The organism is Luteimonas aquatica (assembly GCF_022662575.1).
GTDB lineage: Bacteria > Pseudomonadota > Gammaproteobacteria > Xanthomonadales > Xanthomonadaceae > Luteimonas > Luteimonas aquatica.
Window position 1 is genome coordinate 217,887 of record NZ_JALBFU010000004.1, and the last position, 16,892, is coordinate 234,778.

Here is a 16,892-nt window from a genome sequence, read left to right on the forward strand (position 1 = left end):
CCTCGTTATTGGATCTTGGTGAGGGGCGACTGGCCGTTGAAGAAGCTTCCGTCCGGTCGGGTGATGTTGGTGTAGATCGTGCCGCGTGCGAAATCCTCCACGTGCACGACGCTGGTGCGGTCGGCTTCCTGCCAGTAGACGAGGTAGAGGCCTTCGCGCAGCCGCCGGTGCCGGAAGCGGACGGTTTCCACCTGGCCCTGGCCGGGCGGCTGGCGCTTGGTGAAGGTCATCTCGCGATCGGAGTCGAAGCGGATGTCGAAGGCGTTGCCGCCGCCGAAATCGACGGCGTAGGTATGGCCGACGGCCTCGAAGGCCGCAGGCGCGATGTCGGCGGCGGCAACGACGCCGGGCAGCAGGGCCGCGAGCGCCAAAGCGGCCAGAGCGGGAAGACGGCGCGAGAAGGAACCGATCGGACGGACCACGGCAGGTCTCGAAGGAAGGCGGACCTGCACGATAGGCGCAAGAAACGGCACGAAAAACCGCAAAACAGGCGCATGTTTGTTGCCTGAACCGAGCGAATCGGTGGCGAACACCGGTTCCGGGCCGGACGGAGATCCCATGCGCTTTCGTCAACCCGGACGGCTCCCGTCAAGTTGACAGCATCCGGCCCGCTTCCCAGACTGCCGGTTTCGTCCTCATCCGGCCCGCCATGCCAGCTCTCCAAGACGCCAGCGCCCTCGCCCCGCTCCCCGCCCCCTTGCGCCACGACTGGGGACGCGGCGAAGTCGAGGCGCTGTTCGATCTGCCCTTCACCGAACTGCTGTACCGCGCGGCTGCCGTGCACCGGCAGCATTTCGATCCGGCCGAAGTGCAGGTGAGCACGCTGCTGTCGGTGAAGACCGGCGGCTGTCCCGAGGATTGCGCCTACTGTCCGCAGGCGCAGCGCTACCACACCGGGGTCGAGGCGCAGAAGCTGATGAGCACCGAGGCGGTGCTGGAGAAGGCGCGCCAGGCCAAGGCTGCGGGCGCTTCGCGCTTCTGCATGGGCGCGGCCTGGCGCTCGCCCAAGGACCGCGACATTCCGAAGGTCGCGGCGATGATCCGCGAGGTGAAGGCGCTGGGCCTGGAGACCTGCGCCACGCTCGGCATGCTCAGCCAGACGCAGGCCGGCGCGCTGAAGGCCGCCGGCCTGGACTACTACAACCACAACATCGATACCGATCCGGAGTACTACGGATCGATCATCCACACCCGCGAGATGCAGGACCGCCTCGACACGCTCGCCCACGTGCGCGACGCCGGCATGAAGACCTGCTGCGGCGGCATCGTCGGCATGGGCGAATCGCGCCGCCAGCGCGCCGGGCTGCTGCAGACGCTGGCGACGCTGCCGGCGCACCCGGATTCGGTGCCGATCAACCGCCTGGTGCAGGTGGAGGGCACGCCGTTGCACGGCACGACCGAGCTGGATCCGTTCGAGTTCGTGCGCACGATCGCGGTGGCCCGCATCCTGATGCCGCGCTCGATGGTGCGGCTGTCGGCCGGACGCGAGGCGATGAGCGACGAGCTGCAGGCGCTGTGCTTCGCCGCCGGCGCCAACTCGATCTTCTACGGCGAGAAGCTGCTGACCACCGGCAATCCCGACACCGAGCGCGACCAGGCGCTGTTCGCGCGCCTGGGCCTGCGGCCGATGCAGGTCGCGGTGGACGCGGACGGGCACGACCACGCCGGCACGGTGCATGCCGAGATCGTCGAGCCGGCGGCGCGGCCCTGCGCGGCCTGAGCCTGCCGGGCCGTCGCGAGGCGGCCCGAGCCGGGCATCCCGCCGGACCGCTTCCGATCGCGAACGATTCCCCGTCACCGGGGCGATGACACACTGACGCTTTCCGACCGCCCGACCCCGACCCATGCCGCGGCCCGACCTGCACATCCGTATCGCCCAGGCGCGCGCGCAACGCGTCGCCGCCGGCCGCCTGCGCGCGCGGCGCACGGTGACGCGGCGCGACGGCATCCGCTGCGAGGTGCTGGACCCGGACGGCCAGCCGCGCTGGCTGGCCAATTTCTGCAGCAACGACTATCTCGGCCTGTCGCAGCACTTCGCGGTGGTGAACGCGCTGCAGGAGGCGGCTTCGCGCTTCGGTGCCGGCAGCACCGCCTCGGACGTGGTCTGCGGGCATCACGGGCCACACCAGGCGCTGGAGCGCGAGCTGGCCGAATGGCTGGGCGCGCCGCGCGCGCTGCTGTTCGGCGGCGGCTTCCTCGCCAATCTCGCCGTGCTGCAATCGCTGCTGGAAGAGGAGGACGCCTGCGTGCAGGACCGCCTCAACCACGCCAGCCTGATCGACGCCGCGCGCCTGAGCGGCTGCCGCCTGCGCCGCTATCCGCATGCCGATGCCGAAGGCGCGCTGCGCCAGCTGCGCACCCTGCCCGACGGCGCGGCGATGCTGGCCACCGACGGCGTCTTCAGCATGGACGGCGACCTGGCGCCGCTGCGCGAGCTGGCGTTGGTGGCGCGCGCGCAGCACGCGCTGCTGTACGTGGACGACGCGCACGGCGTCGGCGTGCTCGGACCCGAAGGCCGCGGCAGCGTCGCCGCGGCCGAACTGCGCGGCGGCGACGTCCTGCAGCTGGCCACGCTCGGCAAGGCGCTGGGCGGCTACGGCGCGGCGGTGCTCGGCGCCGAGGACGTGATCGGGCACCTGGCCGAGACCGCGCGGCCGCACATCTACACCACCGCGCTGCCGCCCGCGCAGGCGGCGGCGACGCTGGCGGCGGTCCGGCTGGCGCGCAGCGAGCATTGGCGGCGGGACAGATTGCAGGCCGGCATCGCGCAGCTGCGCCGTCTCGCCGCGCTGCACGGATTGGAACTGCTGGCCTCGGACACGCCGATCCAGCCGTTGCTGTGCGGCAGCGACGCGCGCGCCGTGGCGATGGCGCAGGCGCTGGAGGCGCGCGGCTATTGGGTGGCGGCGATCCGTCCGCCCACGGTGCCGGAAGGCCGGGCGCGCCTGCGCATCGCCTTGTCGGCGCTGCATACCACCGCGGACATCGAAGGGCTGGCGGAAGCGCTCGCGCGTGCGTGGGAGGAGACGGGCACGCGCGTCGCGGCATCCTCGATCCAAGCGGCGCATCGCGGCATCGCCCGGCTTCCGGAAGACGATGGCAGCCGAAACTGATCTCGCCCGCCTGCTGGCCGGGCTGCAGGTGCGGGTGCGCGAGGGCGAATACGTGTTCGTCACGCGGACCGGGGACGATGCGGCGCTGGCCGCCTCGGCCCAGGCCTGGCTGCGCGAGGACGAAGGCACGACCTACGTGCTGGCGCGCGAGGCGGCCGACGCGCGGGGGCTGGCTTACGATTTCCGCGCCGCCTGGCTGACTCTGGGCGTGCATTCGGCGCTGCAGGCCGTCGGCCTGACCGCGGCGGTGGCGACGGCGCTGGCCGCGCGCGGCATCGCCTGCAACGTCCTGGCCGCATTCCATCACGACCATCTGCTGGTGCCGGCCGAACGCCGCGACGAGGCGGTGGCGGTGCTCTCCGCGCTGGCCGGAAAGGCGGGCGATCGATGAAGCGCGCGCGCCCGCGCCAGAGCCGTCGTTTCATTGCGGGCGGTCCCGCCACCCCGTCATCTGCCCCGTCATTCCTGCGCAAGCAGGAATCCAGTGCCTTTGCTTTTCGACCCCCAACGTTTGCGGATGTCCGCTTTAGCAGGAATGACGGAGTGAAGATGCGGCGCAGAGAAGAACGGCAGCCATGGCCCACAGAAACACGGCAGCCGGAAACACGGAAGAACGCGCCCCCAGGAATACAACGGCAAGAACGCACCCCATGAAATTCCGGACAATGCCTCGGACATGACCTCCGACCTGTACATCGAGACCCTCGGCGAGGGCCCGCCGCTGGTGCTGCTGCACGGCTGGGCCATGCACGGCGGCGTGTTCGCGCCGCTGGCGGCGCGCCTGCGCGAGCGGCGCACCCTGTATCTGGTCGATCTCCCCGGGCACGGCCGCAGCCGCGACAGCGCGGTGCCGCTGACGCCGGAAGACTGCGCCGCCGCGATCCTGGAGCGCGTGCCCGCCGCGCCCTGGTGCGGCTGGTCGCTGGGCGGACTGGTGGCGCTGCACGCCGCCGCCACCCGTGCCGCGTCGGTCCCGGCGCTGCTGATGCTGTGCGCGAGCCCGCGCTTCGTGCGCGGTGCGGATTGGCGTTACGGCATGTCGCCGGAGATCTTCCGGGATTTCGCCAGCGGGCTGCGCGGCGACTATCGCGGCACGCTGGAGCGCTTCATCGCGCTGGAGGCCTATGGCTCCACCGACGCCAGGGGCGAGCTGCGCGCGCTGCGCGAGGAACTGTTCGCGCGCGGCGAGCCCGCCGCGCACGTGCTCGCCGACGGGCTGGAATTGCTGGAGACCGCCGACCTGCGCGACGCGCTGCCGCGGCTGGCGCAGCCCAGCCTGTGGATCGCGGGCCGCCGCGACCGCCTGGTCGATCCGCGGGCGATGCGCGAGGCCGCGGCGCTGGCGCCGGACGCGCGCTTCGCGCAGGTCGAGCATGGCGGGCATGCGCCATTCCTGACCCATGCCGACGAGGTCGCCGCGCTGATCGGGGATTTCCTGGATGGCGCACCGTCGCCGGAGGCGTCGTGAGCGAGGTTTTCGATCCCCGCCACGTGCGGCGCGCGTTCTCGCGCGCCTCGGCCGGCTACGATGCGGCGGCGACCCTGCAGCACGAGGTCGAGCGGCGCCTGCTGGAATCGCTCGACTACCTGGACGACCGCGTGCCCGACGTCGTGGTCGATCTGGGCTGCGGCCCGGGACGCGCGGCTGCGCACATGCGCAAGCGCTGGCCGCGCGCGCGCGTGCTGGCCCTGGACCTGGCGTTGCCGATGCTGCGCCAGGCGCGTACCGGCGGCGGCTGGAACCTGTCCGTCCTGAATCCGTTGCACAAGCCCATCGACCGCATCAACGCCGACGCGCGCGCCCTGCCGCTGGCCGAGAACAGCGTCGACGTGCTGTTCTGCAACCTGTGCCTGCAATGGGTCGAGGATCTGCCTGCCGCGTTCGCCGGCTTCCGCCGCGTGCTCAAGCCGGACGGACTGCTGCTGTGCTCCACCTTCGGCCCGGAGACGCTGGGCGAATTGCGCGAAGCCTTCGCGCTCGCCGACGCGGCGCCGCACGTCAGCCCGTTCGCCGGCATCGCCGAGTTCGGCGACGCGCTGATGCATGCCGGCTTCCGCAACCCGGTGCTCGACCGCGACGTGTTCACCAGCGGCTACGACGACCTGCCGGCGCTGATGCGCGAGCTGCGCGCCATCGGCGCCACCAATGCGCTGACCGCGCGCCGCCACACGCTCACCGGCAAGTCGCGTTTCGCCCGCGCGGCGGCGGCCTACGAGCCGATGCGCGGCGGCGACGGCCGCCTGCCCGCCACCTGGGAGGTGATCTACGCCCAGGCCTGGGCGCCGCAGCCGGGCGCGCCGATCCGCGAGGGCGGTTTCGACGTGGTCTCGGTGCCGGCGGCCTCGATCCCGGTGCGGCGGCGCTGAGGCTCGCGCGGGGGCCGGCCCGCTCAGGGAGCGTTGCGGGACAGCCACTAGACTGGCCGCAATGCCGATCCGCTCCGCCCGAATGGCCCATCCCATGCGTCCACTCCGTCCGCGCGCGCTGCTGCTCGCGCTCTGCCTGGCGCCGGCCCCGGTGCTCGCGCAGGACTACGTCGTCGACCTCTCGCAGATCGATCCGGCCGCGATCCTCGCCAGCGCCGGCGACGTACTGATGCGCGCGCCCGACGCCGCCATCGACGACCTGTTCCAGGCCGCGCACCGCGCCTCGCAAACGCCGCGCGATGCCGCCACGCTGTGCGCGCTGTTCGATCCGCATGCCGACCGCAGCTTCGAGGCGCTGGCCGCCACCGCCAACCGGCTCGGGCCGGACAGCCGCCAGCGCTTCGGCACCGCGCTGCTGAACATCGCCGCTGCCGGCGCGCAGTCGCCGCGCCAGCCCTTCGACGCCGCCGCCGCCACCAAGACGCTGAAGCAGGCCGGCGTCACCGCGATGCTGCTGCACGACGATTTCATGCTCGGCATGACTGCCAGCGGCGCCGATGCCGCCAGCCGCGACGCGCGCTGCCGCTCCTTCGGCTGGATGCTCGATGCGCTCAAGGACGTCCCGCTGGCGCAGCGCGCGGCCGCCACGCGGCTGATGCTCAACGAAGGCCTGCAGCAGCTGGGGCCGCGCTAGGTTCTCGTTTCCGAGAACAGGTCGCGGTGGAAGAAGTACACCTCGCGCAGCAGGAACTGCAGGCGCGGGCGGAAACTGCGAAAGCGGGTGCTGGGCGTGGGCGAGCCCAGCGCGTCGATGCCCAGTTCGCGGCACAGGCGCAGGGCGCGCGCCATGTGCAGCGGATCGCTGACCACGATGACCCGGCCCAGGCCGCGCTCGCGCAGCAGGGCGCGCGCTTCCACCAGGTTGGCGTAGGTGGTGCGCGAGCGGGTCTCGATCAGGATGGCCTGCGCCGGCACGCCGTGCTTGATGGCGTAGCGGCGCGAGACCTGCGATTCGGAGAAGCGCGCGCCGGTGCCGAAGCCGCCGGTGAAGATCAGCGTGCCGGCATTGCCGGCGCGGTACAGCGCGATGCCGTGGTCGATGCGCGAGGCCAGCACAGGCGAGGGCACGGCGTCGTAGGCGGCCGCGCCCAGCACCACGATGGCGTCGGCGCGCACGCCGGCGTCGGCGGCCTGGTCGCGTTCGCCCACCCACAGAATCCAGGCGGCCACGCCCGCCAGCCACAGCGCGACAAGCGCCAGCAGCCTGAACAGCGCGCCGAACAGGCGGCGGGCGAACGCGCGCCGCGCCCTCATGCCGCGGCGGACGGCCAGGGCAGGGCGTCGAGATCGACGTTGCCGCCCGAGAGGATCACGCCGACGCGCTGGCCGGCGAAGCGCTCGCGCTGCGCCAGGATCGCCGCCAGCGCGATCGCCGAGGAGGGCTCCACCACCTGCTTGGTGCGTTGCCAGAGCAGGCGCATCGCCGCGACGGTAGCGGCGTCCTCGACGACCAGCACTTCCACGTCCGGCGCCCGCGCGGTCGCCGACAGCAGCGCGAAATTCGGCGCGCCGAGCGTGCCGCGCAGACCGTCGCAAATGGTGTCGGGCACGAAGTCGGTCACCCGCTCGCCCGCGCGCAGCGAGGCCGCGGCGTCGGCGGCGCCGGCCGGCTCGGCGAGGAACAGGCGCGTGCGCGGCGAGACCGCGGCCAGCGCCAGCGCGGTGCCCGAGGCGAGGCCGCCGCCGCCCACCGGCACCACCAGCGCATCGAGCGTGTCCGCCGACCCGGCGGCCTGCAGCAGTTCCAGCGCGGCCGTGCCCTGCCCGGCGATCACCCGCGCATCGGTATAGGGATGCACCAGCTCGGCGCCCGTCTCGGCCTGCACCCGCGCGCAGGCGGCCTCGCGCGCGGCGATGCCCGGCGCGCAGCGGTGCAGGATCGCGCCGTAGGCCTGGATCGCCGCCAGCTTGGCCTGCACCGCGCCCTCGGGCACGACCACGTGGCAGGCGATGCCGCGGGTGCGCGCGGCCAGCGCCAGCGCGCCGCCGTGGTTGCCCGAGGAGTGCGTGACCACGCCGCGCGCGGCCTGCGCATCGGACAGCGACCACACCGCATTGCAGGCGCCGCGGAACTTGAACGCACCGGCGCGCTGCAGGTGCTCGGCCTTCAGCAGCACGGTGGCGCCGACGACGGCGTCGAGCGAGGCGCTGCGCAGGACCGGCGTGACGTGCGCGAAGGCGGCGATGCGCGCGGCCGCCGCGAGCAGGTGGGGGTAGGCGAGGTCGCTGGCTTGCATGGGCGCAGCTTGGGGCGCGCGCGGCCGTCGTGTCCAGCGCATCGGGCGGCGCGGGGCGCGCGGATGAACCGCGCCCGCGCGAAACCCTCGCCGTCCGCAACACCGCGTTCCAGGGCGGTGCTTTTCCGGCGCAATTAAGCACGGATTCAAAGCAGGAAGACGATGCTGGCCTCGGTTATCCACAGGGGCTGGACCATGCTTCGCCGATTCGCACTCGCACTGGTGGCCGCCGCCGCGCTCAGCGGCTGTGTCACCGACTACGGCTATCGCAGCGGCGCCGGCGACTACTACTACGGCCGGCCTTCGGTCGAGTACTACGGCTACGACGACTATTACGGCGTGCCCTACGGCAGCATCGGCTACGGCTACTATGGGCGCGGCTACGGATACGGCTACCCCTCCTACTACGGCAATTACAGCTACCCGTACTACGGCTATCCGCCCTATTACTGGCGCCCCTACCGGCCGCATCGCCCGCACCGGCCGCATCGTCCGGACCCGCCCCCGGTGACCTCGCGTCCGGGGCCGATCATGAGCACCCCGCTGCCGCCCCGGCGCGGCCAGCCGCCGATGCGCGGCTATCCGCCCAGCTCCTCGGGTCAGCTGCCGCCGCGGATGCGGCCCCCGGGGACCCCGGCGCGGCCGGGCAATCCCGCCCTGCGCCCGTCCCCGATCATCTCGCGCCCCTCGCCCTGGCGGGGCGGGGAGCGCCCGCCGGCGGCCCGTCCGCCGTCTCCGGGCAACATCAGCCGCCCGCCGCCGATGAGCTCGCCGCCGCGCGCGATCCCGCGCCCGCCGCCGATGTCCCGCCCGCAGCCCCCGCCCAGGGCGCCCAGAATGCCAGTCCGCGACAATCGTCGCGAACTGGAGCGCTGATAGCGCTTGCTTCCCCGGCCGGATGGCCGCAAGCTACGCATGTGTGACCGACAGCGTCGGGTTTGGACGCAATCGGTTCAACCTATGTCGACTCCCGGCGGGGTAATCCGGATCCCCCCTGTTCCGCTCCTCGCCGGGCGTCGGCACCTTCCCCGGACCGGGGGCCCAGGGCCCCTGCGTGGGTTTTGCGCGTAGCCGACCCCTTGCCACCGGGCCGCGCGCAAAGAAAAGGGGCCGAATGTCCCCCGACATTCGGCCCCCGTGGCTACCCCGATGTGCGCGTGGTCGGCCCTGTTCCATTCCCGACCAGCGCCCCCTTGTGCGCTTGCCACACCGGGTGCACCTGATAGGCATGCAGAAAGCGTGCCAACCCTGCCCCCGGCGCATCCGCCGGACGCGAAGCGACTAGAATTTCGCCGCGGCCGACCGGCCCGCCGTTGCGACCTGCGAACATGAACAGCTCTTTCCACCACTACGACGTCANGATAGGCATGCAGAAAGCGTGCCAACCCTGCCCCCGGCGCATCCGCCGGACGCGAAGCGACTAGAATTTCGCCGCGGCCGACCGGCCCGCCGTTGCGACCTGCGAACATGAACAGCTCTTTCCACCACTACGACGTCATCGTGGTCGGCGGCGGCCACGCCGGCACCGAAGCCGCGCTCGCGGCCGCGCGCGCCGGCAGCCGGACCCTGCTGCTGACCCACAACATCGAAACGGTCGGCGCGATGAGCTGCAACCCGGCCATCGGCGGCATCGGCAAGGGGCATCTGGTCAAGGAGATCGACGCGCTCGGCGGCGTCATGGCGCGCGCCGCCGATGCCGCCGGCATCCAGTGGCGGCGCCTGAACGCCTCCAAGGGTCCGGCCGTGCGCGCCACGCGCTGCCAGGCCGACCGCGCGCTGTATCGCGCCTACATCCGCCGCGCGGTGGAGTCGCAGCCCAACCTCACCATCTTCCAGTCGGCGGTCGACGACCTGCTGATTCAAAACGGCACGGGCGAAGGCGACCTCGTGCGCGGCGTCGTCACCCAGACCGGGCTGCGCTTCGAGGCGCCCGCCGTGGTGCTCACCGCCGGCACCTTCCTCGCCGGCAAGATCCATATCGGCGAGACCCAGTACGCCGCCGGCCGTGCCGGCGATCCGCCGGCCACGACGCTGGCCGCGCGCCTGCGCGAGCGCCCGTTCGCGGTCGACCGCCTGAAGACCGGCACGCCGCCGCGCATCGACGGCCGCAGCCTGGACTATTCGGCGATGGCCGAGCAGCCCGGCGACGATCCGCGTCCGGTGTTCTCCTTCCTCGGTTCGGCCGCCGACCATCCGCGCCAGGTCTCGTGCTGGATCACCCATACCACCGAGCGCACCCACGCCATCATCCGCGAGGCCCTGCACCGCTCGCCGCTGTACAGCGGCCAGATCGAGGGCATCGGCCCGCGCTACTGCCCCTCGATCGAGGACAAGGTGGTGCGCTTCGCCGAGAAGGCCAGCCATCAGATCTTCGTCGAGCCCGAAGGCCTGGACGTGACGGAGATCTATCCCAACGGCATCTCCACCTCGCTGCCGTTCGACGTGCAGCTCGAGCTGGTGCGCTCGATCCGCGGCTTCGAGCATGCGCACCTGACCCGCGCCGGCTACGCCATCGAGTACGACTTCTTCGATCCGCGCGGGCTGAAGGCCTCGCTGGAGACCAAGGCGGTGCGCGGGCTGTTCTTCGCCGGCCAGATCAACGGCACCACCGGCTACGAGGAGGCCGCCGCCCAGGGCCTGATCGCCGGCCTGAACGCCGCGCGCCAGGTGCAGGAGAAGGACGCCTGGTCGCCGCGCCGCGACCAGGCCTACATCGGCGTGCTGATCGACGACCTGATCACCCACGGCACCAACGAGCCGTATCGCATGTTCACCTCGCGCGCCGAGTACCGCCTGCAGCTGCGCGAGGACAATGCCGATCTGCGCCTGACCGAGATCGGGCGCGAACTCGATCTGGTCGACGAGGCGCGCTGGACGGCCTTCGCGCGCAAGCGCGACGCCGTCGCCGCCGAGACGCAGCGCCTGCGCGGACTGTGGGCGGCGCCGAACAATGCCGCCGGCCGCGAGGCGGTGGCCACGCTCGGCATCGAGCTCAGCCGCGAGAGCAGCGCCATCGACCTGCTGCGCCGTCCGGAGCTGGACTACGCCAGGCTGGCGCGCGTGGGCGCGTTCGCGCCGCCCGCGCCGGTGGACGCCGAGGTCGCCGAGCAGGTGGAGATCGAGGCCAAGTATTCGGGCTACCTGGCCCGCCAGCGCGAGGAGATCGCGCGCCAGCAGCGCCACGAGGACACCGCGATCCCGGCGGAATTCGACTACGCGCGGGTCCGCGGCCTGTCGGCGGAGGCGCAGCAGAAGCTCGAACGCGTGCGCCCGCAGACCGTCGGCCAGGCGCAGCGCATCCCGGGGATGACGCCGGCGGCGGTGTCGCTGCTGCTGGTGCACCTGACCCGCGCCAGACGCACGCGCGTGGCATGAGCGCTCCGGCCGGCTTCGATCTCGTTCATCCCATCGCCGCCGAAAAACGCGAGGCCGTACTGGCGGCCTTGCGCGAAATCGAGCGGACGCGCGAGGTGCGTGTGCTGTTTGCCTGCGAATCGGGCAGCCGGGGATGGGGATTTTCTTCTCCCGACAGCGGCTACGACGCGCGCTTCGTCTATGCGCACCGTGCCGACTGGTACCTCACGGTCAACGAGAGGACGGGGCCCGGCCAGCCGCAGCGCGATGTCATCGACCTGCCGATCGATGGCGACCTGGATGTCAGCGGCTGGGATTTGCGCAAGGCGCTGAGGTTGCTGTCGAAAGCCAATCCCACGCTGGGGAATGGCTGCGCTCGCCGATCGTTTACCGCCAGGAGAAGGCTTGGGCGGAGGGATTGAAGCATCTTGCGGAACGCTTCTACTCGCCCCTGGGAGCCTGGCATCACTATCTGAGCATGGCCAAGGGCAATTTTCGCGGCTATCTGCGCGGAGAGCAGGTGCGCACGAAGAAATACCTGTACGTGCTGCGTCCGTTGCTGGCCTGTCTGTGGATACAACGCTTTCCCGAACCGCCGCCGATGGCCTTCGAATTGCTGCTGGAGCGGTTGCTCCCGTCCGGGACATTGCGAAAGGCCATCGATGGTTGTTGGACGTGAAGCGGCGCAGCGCGGAAACAGGTGATGGTCCGCGTGTTCGGCTGATCAGCGAGTTCATCGAAGAAACCCTTCAGGTTCTGGAATCGGATTCGCCCATGCTGGATGGGGCCGCCGGCCGTCCTGAAGAGCTGGATGCTTTCCTGCGCCAGGTATTGCTCGACTGAAACCGATCCCTGGCAGGGTTTTCGCCGTGCCAGGGATCAGCGGACGCTTCAACAGACCACGGTCTCGGGATCAGCGCGCTGGTTCGCCGATCTTGGACACGAAGGCATGCACGCCTCCCACGTTCGGCGGCGTCGACTGGAAGGGGCTTGCCAGCGGGAAGTCCGCCGAGCTGGTCGCTCCCGCGACATACATGTTGCTGGCGCTGTCCAAGGCCAAACGGACGCCGACGAGCTCCGAACCGCTGCCGCCAAGCGGCGTGGAGAAGAGCAGGCGTCCCCCGGACGGGCTCAGCTTCGCGACGAAGGCGTCGTCGACATGCAAAGGCTGCAACGCCCCGACGGTGGGGAAGTCGGGTGACTTGGTCGTCCCGGCCAGATAGGCGTTGCCGCCTGCATCGACGGCGACGGCATTGGCCTCGTCGGTGTTGCCGCCGCCCAGGTAGGTCGAATAGAACACGTTCTTGCCGGAGACGTCGAATTTCGCGATGAACGCATCCCTGCACCTGGCTTGGTTGTCGCAAGTAAGTTGCGCCTGCAGCGGGCTGCGCACGGGGAAATCGGTTGCATTGGTGGTGCCGGCGACGTAGGCGCGACCGTAGGCGTCCACGGCGATTGCGTTTGCGTACTCGCTGGCATAGCCGCTGCCTTCCTCGTGATCGGTGGCGCCGCCCCAATAGGTGGAGTAGATCAGCGCGCTGCCGTCATGCCGCAGTTTGGCCACGAACGCGTCCGTCTCGCCGGCGAATTCGGGTTGCCGGGGGTTGGCGACGGGAAGGTCGTCGGACGTCGTAATGCCGACGATGTGAGCACGGCCCCCGGAATCGAGCGCCAAATCGTTGACGTGATCGAAACCCGAGCCGCCAAAGTAGGTGGAATACACCACGTTTCGGCCAGTCGGCGTCAACATCGCGACAAAACCGTCCTCGCCTCCGCCCGGGTTCGGCTGCAGCGCATTTTTCGTGGGGAAGTTCCCGTATGTCCATCCCGCGACGTGGATATTGCCGTAGCCGTCCTGTGCCAGGGCTTCGATGCGATCGAGGGAAGGACCTCCGAAGTAGGTGGAGAACAGCAGCCGTTGTCCATCTGCGCGAAGCTGCGCCACGAACCCGTCGTACGATCCGGCGCGGTTCGGTTGCATGGCGTTCGCCGTCGGAAAATCGTTCGACACCGTGTAGCCGGCGATCGATACGGTGCCGTCGGCGGCGACGGAAAGTCCCGTCGGGATGTCGTAATCGCTTCCGCCAAGATACGTGGAGTAGAGCAATGTCTGGCCGTCGGCGCTGAGCTTGGTGAGGAAAAGATCGGGGTTCCTGGGATCGCCTTGGCGTTGGCCTTGAAGGGGCTGCCAGAGCGGAAAGTCGGTCGATTGCGTATACCCCGCCAGGTACATGTTGCCAGCGCCGTCGACGCGGATGTCCGTGGCCGCGTCGTAGCCGTTGCCGCCGAGATAGCTCGAGTAGAGCAGGACGGGATCGATGGTGAGCGGTTGCCCGGTGTCGTATGAGGCGACTTCGAACCCGATGAGCGGGATGCGGTGGTTGCCGGGATTGGGCTTGAGTACGAAACGGCCGGCGATCTCGCGGCGGCTGCCGCCGATGTCCTGGTAGATCGATGGACGGCGCTGGACCAGGTCGCCGGTCGCCGTGCGGATCACCAGGTTGCCTTCGCCGTCCAGGTGGATCGCCTCGGCGCCGCGGTAGTCGAGGCGGATCCGTGCGGGATCGGCGCCTGGCGCGACGACGAAATCGTATTCGAGCTGCTGCTGGTTGCCGTAGAACACCAAGTCCACGCCGGGATAGACCTCGCTGTAACGCAATCGGGCGTACTGGGCGACGCCGGTCCTCCACTGTGCGGGATCGTTGCCGATGAAATATTGGCTGGTGCCGGACAGGCGCTGCTCGCCTCGCACCCTAAGGTCGGTGCGGGCGTCGAACAGGCTCGCGCGGAGAACGGCCTCGGATCCGGCCGACGCCGGTTGCCGCGATTCGGATGGCCGTCCTTTTTGTACGCGGCTGGTGGCGGCCGGAAGGCCGAAGACCGCTTCGTCGTCGGTGAAGAACAGGGCGTAGCCGGCGCCGCGGGCCAGGTAGCGCACGCGCGGATCGCTCTGGCCGGTGTTGGCCTCGAAATGCAGCGGCAGCTTGCCGAAGGCCTCGGCCGACCTGGATCGGTCGGGAGACGTCGATGCGGGAGAGGCGAGGCTGGCGAACAGCCCCAGCGCGGCGAGCAGGACACAGGCGGTGCGTTTCATGACGGACTCTCGTGTGAAGGATGCCCCCTGCGTGGATATGGATGTACGAGAGACTAGCTCCCCGAACCGCGCATCGCGTTATGGGGAAATGAAGGCGCCAATAGCACGGACGAATCTGCGACCACGCAACGATTATGGCTGCGGCGGTCGTCGCGGTTTCGGGCATTCGCGCGAAGCGACAGCGCACGGAAACGATCGCGCCCGGCGCGTGCCGGGCGCGCGAGGCGCATCGGGCGCTATTTCGCGCGGCTAGGAACCGCCGCGCGCCTTGGCGAAGGCGTCGGCCAGCGCGCTGTTGAACGCCGGCTGCGCCGGACGCGGCTGCGGCGCGCTCTGGCGTGGACGGGCATCGCGGCCGCGGCCGTCGCCGCCCGCGCGCGGCGCATTGCGTGCCTCGCGCGGCGCCGGCGCGTCGTCCAGGCGGCGGGTGAGGGCGATGCGCTTGCGCGCCACGTCCACCTCCAGCACCTTCACCTTGACGATGTCGCCCGCCTTCACCACCTCGCGCGGGTCCTTCACGTACTTCTCGGACAGCGCGGAGATGTGGATCAGGCCGTCCTGGTGCACGCCGATGTCGACGAAGGCGCCGAAGGCGGCGACATTGCTGACCACGCCTTCCAGGACCATGCCCTCGCGCAGGTCCTTGATGTCCTCCACGCCTTCGGCGAAGCGCGCGGCCTTGAATTCCGGGCGCGGATCGCGGCCGGGCTTCTCCAGTTCCTTGAGGATGTCGCGCACGGTGGGCACGCCGAAGCGTTCGTCGGTGAACTGTTCGGGCTTGAGGCTGCGCACGAAGGGGGCGTCGCCGATGAGCTGCTTCACCTCGCGGCCGCTGCTGGCCAGGATGCGCTCGACCACCGGATAGGCTTCCGGATGCACGGCGGAGGCGTCCAGCGGCTGCTCGCCGCCCTCGATGCGCAGGAAGCCGGCGCACTGCTCGAAGGTCTTCTCGCCCAGGCGCGGCACCTTGAGCAGGTCCCTGCGCGACTTGAACGGGCCGTTGGCGTCGCGATGCACAATGATATTTTCGGCCACCGACGCCGACAGGCCGGACACGCGCGCCAGCAGTGCGCCGGAGGCGGTGTTGACGTGCACGCCCACCGCGTTCACGCAGTCCTCGACCTTGGCATCGAGCGCGCGCGCCAGGCGGTACTGGTCGACGTCGTGCTGGTACTGGCCGACGCCGATCGCCTTGGGCTCGATCTTGACCAGCTCCGCCAGCGGATCCTGCAGGCGGCGCGCGATCGACACCGCGCCGCGCAGGGAGACGTCGAGGCCGGGAAATTCCCTGGCCGCCAGCTCGGAGGCCGAATATACCGACGCGCCGGCCTCGCTGACCACGATCTTCTGCAGCTTCAGTTCGGGGCTGGCCTTGATGAGTTCGCCGGCGAGCTTGTCGGTCTCGCGGCTGGCGGTGCCGTTGCCGATGGCGATCAGCTGCACCTGGTGCCTGGCGCACAGCGCCTTGAGCGTGTGCAGCGACTGGTCCCACTGCCGCCTGGGTTCGTGCGGATAGATGGTCTCGGTGGCCAGCAGCTTGCCGGTGGCATCGACCACGGCGATCTTGCAGCCGGTGCGGATGCCGGGATCCAGGCCGAGCACGGTCTTCGGGCCGGCGGGCGCGGCCAGCAGCAGGTCCTTGAGGTTCTCGCCGAACACGGCGATCGCTTCGGCCTCGGCCTTCTCGCGCGCCTGCGCGAACAGATCGATGCTCAGGTGCAGGTGCAGCCGCGCCTTCCACGCCAGGCGGCAGGCGGTCTTCAGCCACGCGTCGGCGGCACGGCCGCGGTCCTCGATGCCGGCATGGCGGGCGACGCGGCCCTCGGCGAGCAGGTGTCCGGCGTCCGCGTCGGCCCCCGGGTCGAGATCGACCTGCAGGAATTCCTCGCGGCGCCCGCGCAGCAGCGCGAGCAGGCGATGCGAGGGGATCCTGGCCAGCGGTTCGGCATGGTCGAAGTAGTCGCGGAACTTCTCGCCCTCGGCCTGCTTGCCCTCGACCACGCGCGCGCGCACCAGGCCGGCCTCGGCCAGCCAGCCGCGCAGCTCGCCGATCAGCGCGGCGTCCTCGCCCCAGCGTTCGATCAGGATCGCGCGCGCGCCTTCCAGCGCGGCCTTGGCGTCGGCCACGCCCTTCCCGGCATCGACATAGCCGGCGGCCAGGGCCTCGGGCGCCTGGGTCGGGTCGGCGAGCAGTCCGTCGGCCAGCGGCTCGAGCCCGGCCTCGCGCGCGATCTGCGCGCGCGTGCGGCGCTTCTGCTTGTACGGCAGGTACAGGTCCTCCAGGCGCGCCTTGCTGTCGGCCGCTTCGATCTCGCCGCGCAGTGCCTCGGTCAGCTTGCCCTGCTCCTGGATGCTGGAGAGGATCGCCCGGCGCCGCTCCTCCAGTTCGCGCAGATAGGTCAGGCGGGTTTCCAGCGTGCGCAGCTGCGTGTCGTCGAGGCCGCCGGTGACTTCCTTGCGGTAGCGGGCGATGAAGGGCACCGACGCGCCCTCGTCCAGCAGCGCGATGGCGGCGGCGGCCTGTTCGGCGCGTGCGCCGATTTCCTCGGCGATGGCGAGCGCGATCTTGCGCGTCAGCGCGGCGGCGTCTTGGCCAGCATGGTTGTCCTGCATTGCATCCGTCGTCTGTGCGGCCCATCGCCGCGAGCCGGCGATTGTCGCAATGCG

The 16,892-nt window shown here is 70.7% G+C and carries 14 protein-coding genes and 1 pseudogene; 10 read left to right on the forward strand and 5 right to left on the reverse strand.

The genetic code is table 11. The features are described from left to right. Positions 1-5: 5 nt before the first annotated feature. The gene (locus MD221_RS11430) at positions 6-560 is read right to left on the reverse strand and encodes a MoaF-related domain-containing protein (protein ID WP_242111867.1); all 555 of its coding nucleotides are present in this window, start codon (positions 558-560) and stop codon (positions 6-8) included. An 89-nt stretch (positions 561-649) separates the two neighbouring features. Here MD221_RS11430 and bioB point away from each other — a divergent pair, with 89 nt between their 5' ends. The 6 genes from bioB to MD221_RS11460 all read left to right on the forward strand — a co-directional run bounded on the left by bioB (position 650) and on the right by MD221_RS11460 (position 6,174). Next, positions 650-1,720, forward strand: a complete 1,071-nt coding sequence (bioB, locus tag MD221_RS11435; RefSeq protein WP_242111868.1) for a biotin synthase BioB — start codon at positions 650-652, stop codon at positions 1,718-1,720. A 124-nt stretch (positions 1,721-1,844) separates the two neighbouring features. Continuing rightward, positions 1,845-3,113: an 8-amino-7-oxononanoate synthase gene (bioF, locus tag MD221_RS11440; protein ID WP_242111870.1), complete on the forward strand. Its 1,269-nt coding sequence runs from the start codon at positions 1,845-1,847 to the stop codon at positions 3,111-3,113. Further along, a complete protein-coding gene (locus tag MD221_RS11445) occupies positions 3,097-3,504 on the forward strand; it encodes an ACT domain-containing protein (protein ID WP_242111871.1) in 408 nt (135 codons plus the stop codon). The genes bioF and MD221_RS11445 overlap by 17 nt, the downstream gene beginning before the upstream one ends. Before the next feature lie 297 nt (positions 3,505-3,801). Next, on the forward strand, positions 3,802-4,581 hold the full coding sequence (gene bioH, locus MD221_RS11450; protein ID WP_242111901.1) for a pimeloyl-ACP methyl ester esterase BioH: 780 nt from the start codon (positions 3,802-3,804) through the stop codon (positions 4,579-4,581). Continuing rightward, the gene (bioC, locus tag MD221_RS11455; RefSeq protein ID WP_242111872.1) at positions 4,578-5,480 is read left to right on the forward strand and encodes a malonyl-ACP O-methyltransferase BioC; all 903 of its coding nucleotides are present in this window, start codon (positions 4,578-4,580) and stop codon (positions 5,478-5,480) included. Before bioH ends, bioC begins: the two co-directional genes overlap by 4 nt. Positions 5,481-5,574: 94 nt before the next feature. Then, complete coding sequence (locus MD221_RS11460) at positions 5,575-6,174, forward strand: hypothetical protein (RefSeq protein ID WP_242111873.1); 600 nt, start codon at positions 5,575-5,577, stop codon at positions 6,172-6,174. Here MD221_RS11460 and MD221_RS11465 read toward each other — a convergent pair. Both MD221_RS11465 and MD221_RS11470 read right to left on the reverse strand, forming a co-directional pair. Continuing rightward, the gene (locus MD221_RS11465) at positions 6,171-6,794 is read right to left on the reverse strand and encodes a YdcF family protein (protein ID WP_242111874.1); all 624 of its coding nucleotides are present in this window, start codon (positions 6,792-6,794) and stop codon (positions 6,171-6,173) included. The two genes, MD221_RS11460 and MD221_RS11465, sit on opposite strands and share 4 nt — an antisense overlap. After that, positions 6,791-7,777: a pyridoxal-phosphate dependent enzyme gene (locus tag MD221_RS11470; protein WP_242111875.1), complete on the reverse strand. Its 987-nt coding sequence runs from the start codon at positions 7,775-7,777 to the stop codon at positions 6,791-6,793. Before MD221_RS11470 ends, MD221_RS11465 begins: the two co-directional genes overlap by 4 nt. Positions 7,778-7,972: 195 nt before the next feature. Here MD221_RS11470 and MD221_RS11475 point away from each other — a divergent pair, with 195 nt between their 5' ends. The 4 genes and pseudogenes from MD221_RS11475 to MD221_RS11490 all read left to right on the forward strand — a co-directional run bounded on the left by MD221_RS11475 (position 7,973) and on the right by MD221_RS11490 (position 11,974). Continuing rightward, complete coding sequence (locus MD221_RS11475; protein WP_242111876.1) at positions 7,973-8,653, forward strand: hypothetical protein; 681 nt, start codon at positions 7,973-7,975, stop codon at positions 8,651-8,653. A 591-nt stretch (positions 8,654-9,244) separates the two neighbouring features. Next, positions 9,245-11,152: a tRNA uridine-5-carboxymethylaminomethyl(34) synthesis enzyme MnmG gene (mnmG, locus tag MD221_RS11480; protein ID WP_242111877.1), complete on the forward strand. Its 1,908-nt coding sequence runs from the start codon at positions 9,245-9,247 to the stop codon at positions 11,150-11,152. Then, positions 11,149-11,810 (forward strand): annotated as a pseudogene (locus MD221_RS11485) (nucleotidyltransferase domain-containing protein). Before mnmG ends, MD221_RS11485 begins: the two are co-directional and overlap by 4 nt. After that, on the forward strand, positions 11,807-11,974 hold the full coding sequence (locus tag MD221_RS11490; protein WP_242111878.1) for a hypothetical protein: 168 nt from the start codon (positions 11,807-11,809) through the stop codon (positions 11,972-11,974). Before MD221_RS11485 ends, MD221_RS11490 begins: the two are co-directional and overlap by 4 nt. A gap of 70 nt (positions 11,975-12,044) precedes the next feature. Here MD221_RS11490 and MD221_RS11495 read toward each other — a convergent pair whose 3' ends face one another. Both MD221_RS11495 and MD221_RS11500 read right to left on the reverse strand, forming a co-directional pair. Continuing rightward, complete coding sequence (locus MD221_RS11495) at positions 12,045-14,225, reverse strand: DUF7948 domain-containing protein (protein ID WP_242111879.1); 2,181 nt, start codon at positions 14,223-14,225, stop codon at positions 12,045-12,047. 249 nt (positions 14,226-14,474) lie between these two features. Then, the gene (locus MD221_RS11500; RefSeq protein ID WP_242111881.1) at positions 14,475-16,838 is read right to left on the reverse strand and encodes a Tex family protein; all 2,364 of its coding nucleotides are present in this window, start codon (positions 16,836-16,838) and stop codon (positions 14,475-14,477) included. Positions 16,839-16,892 lie beyond the last annotated feature (54 nt).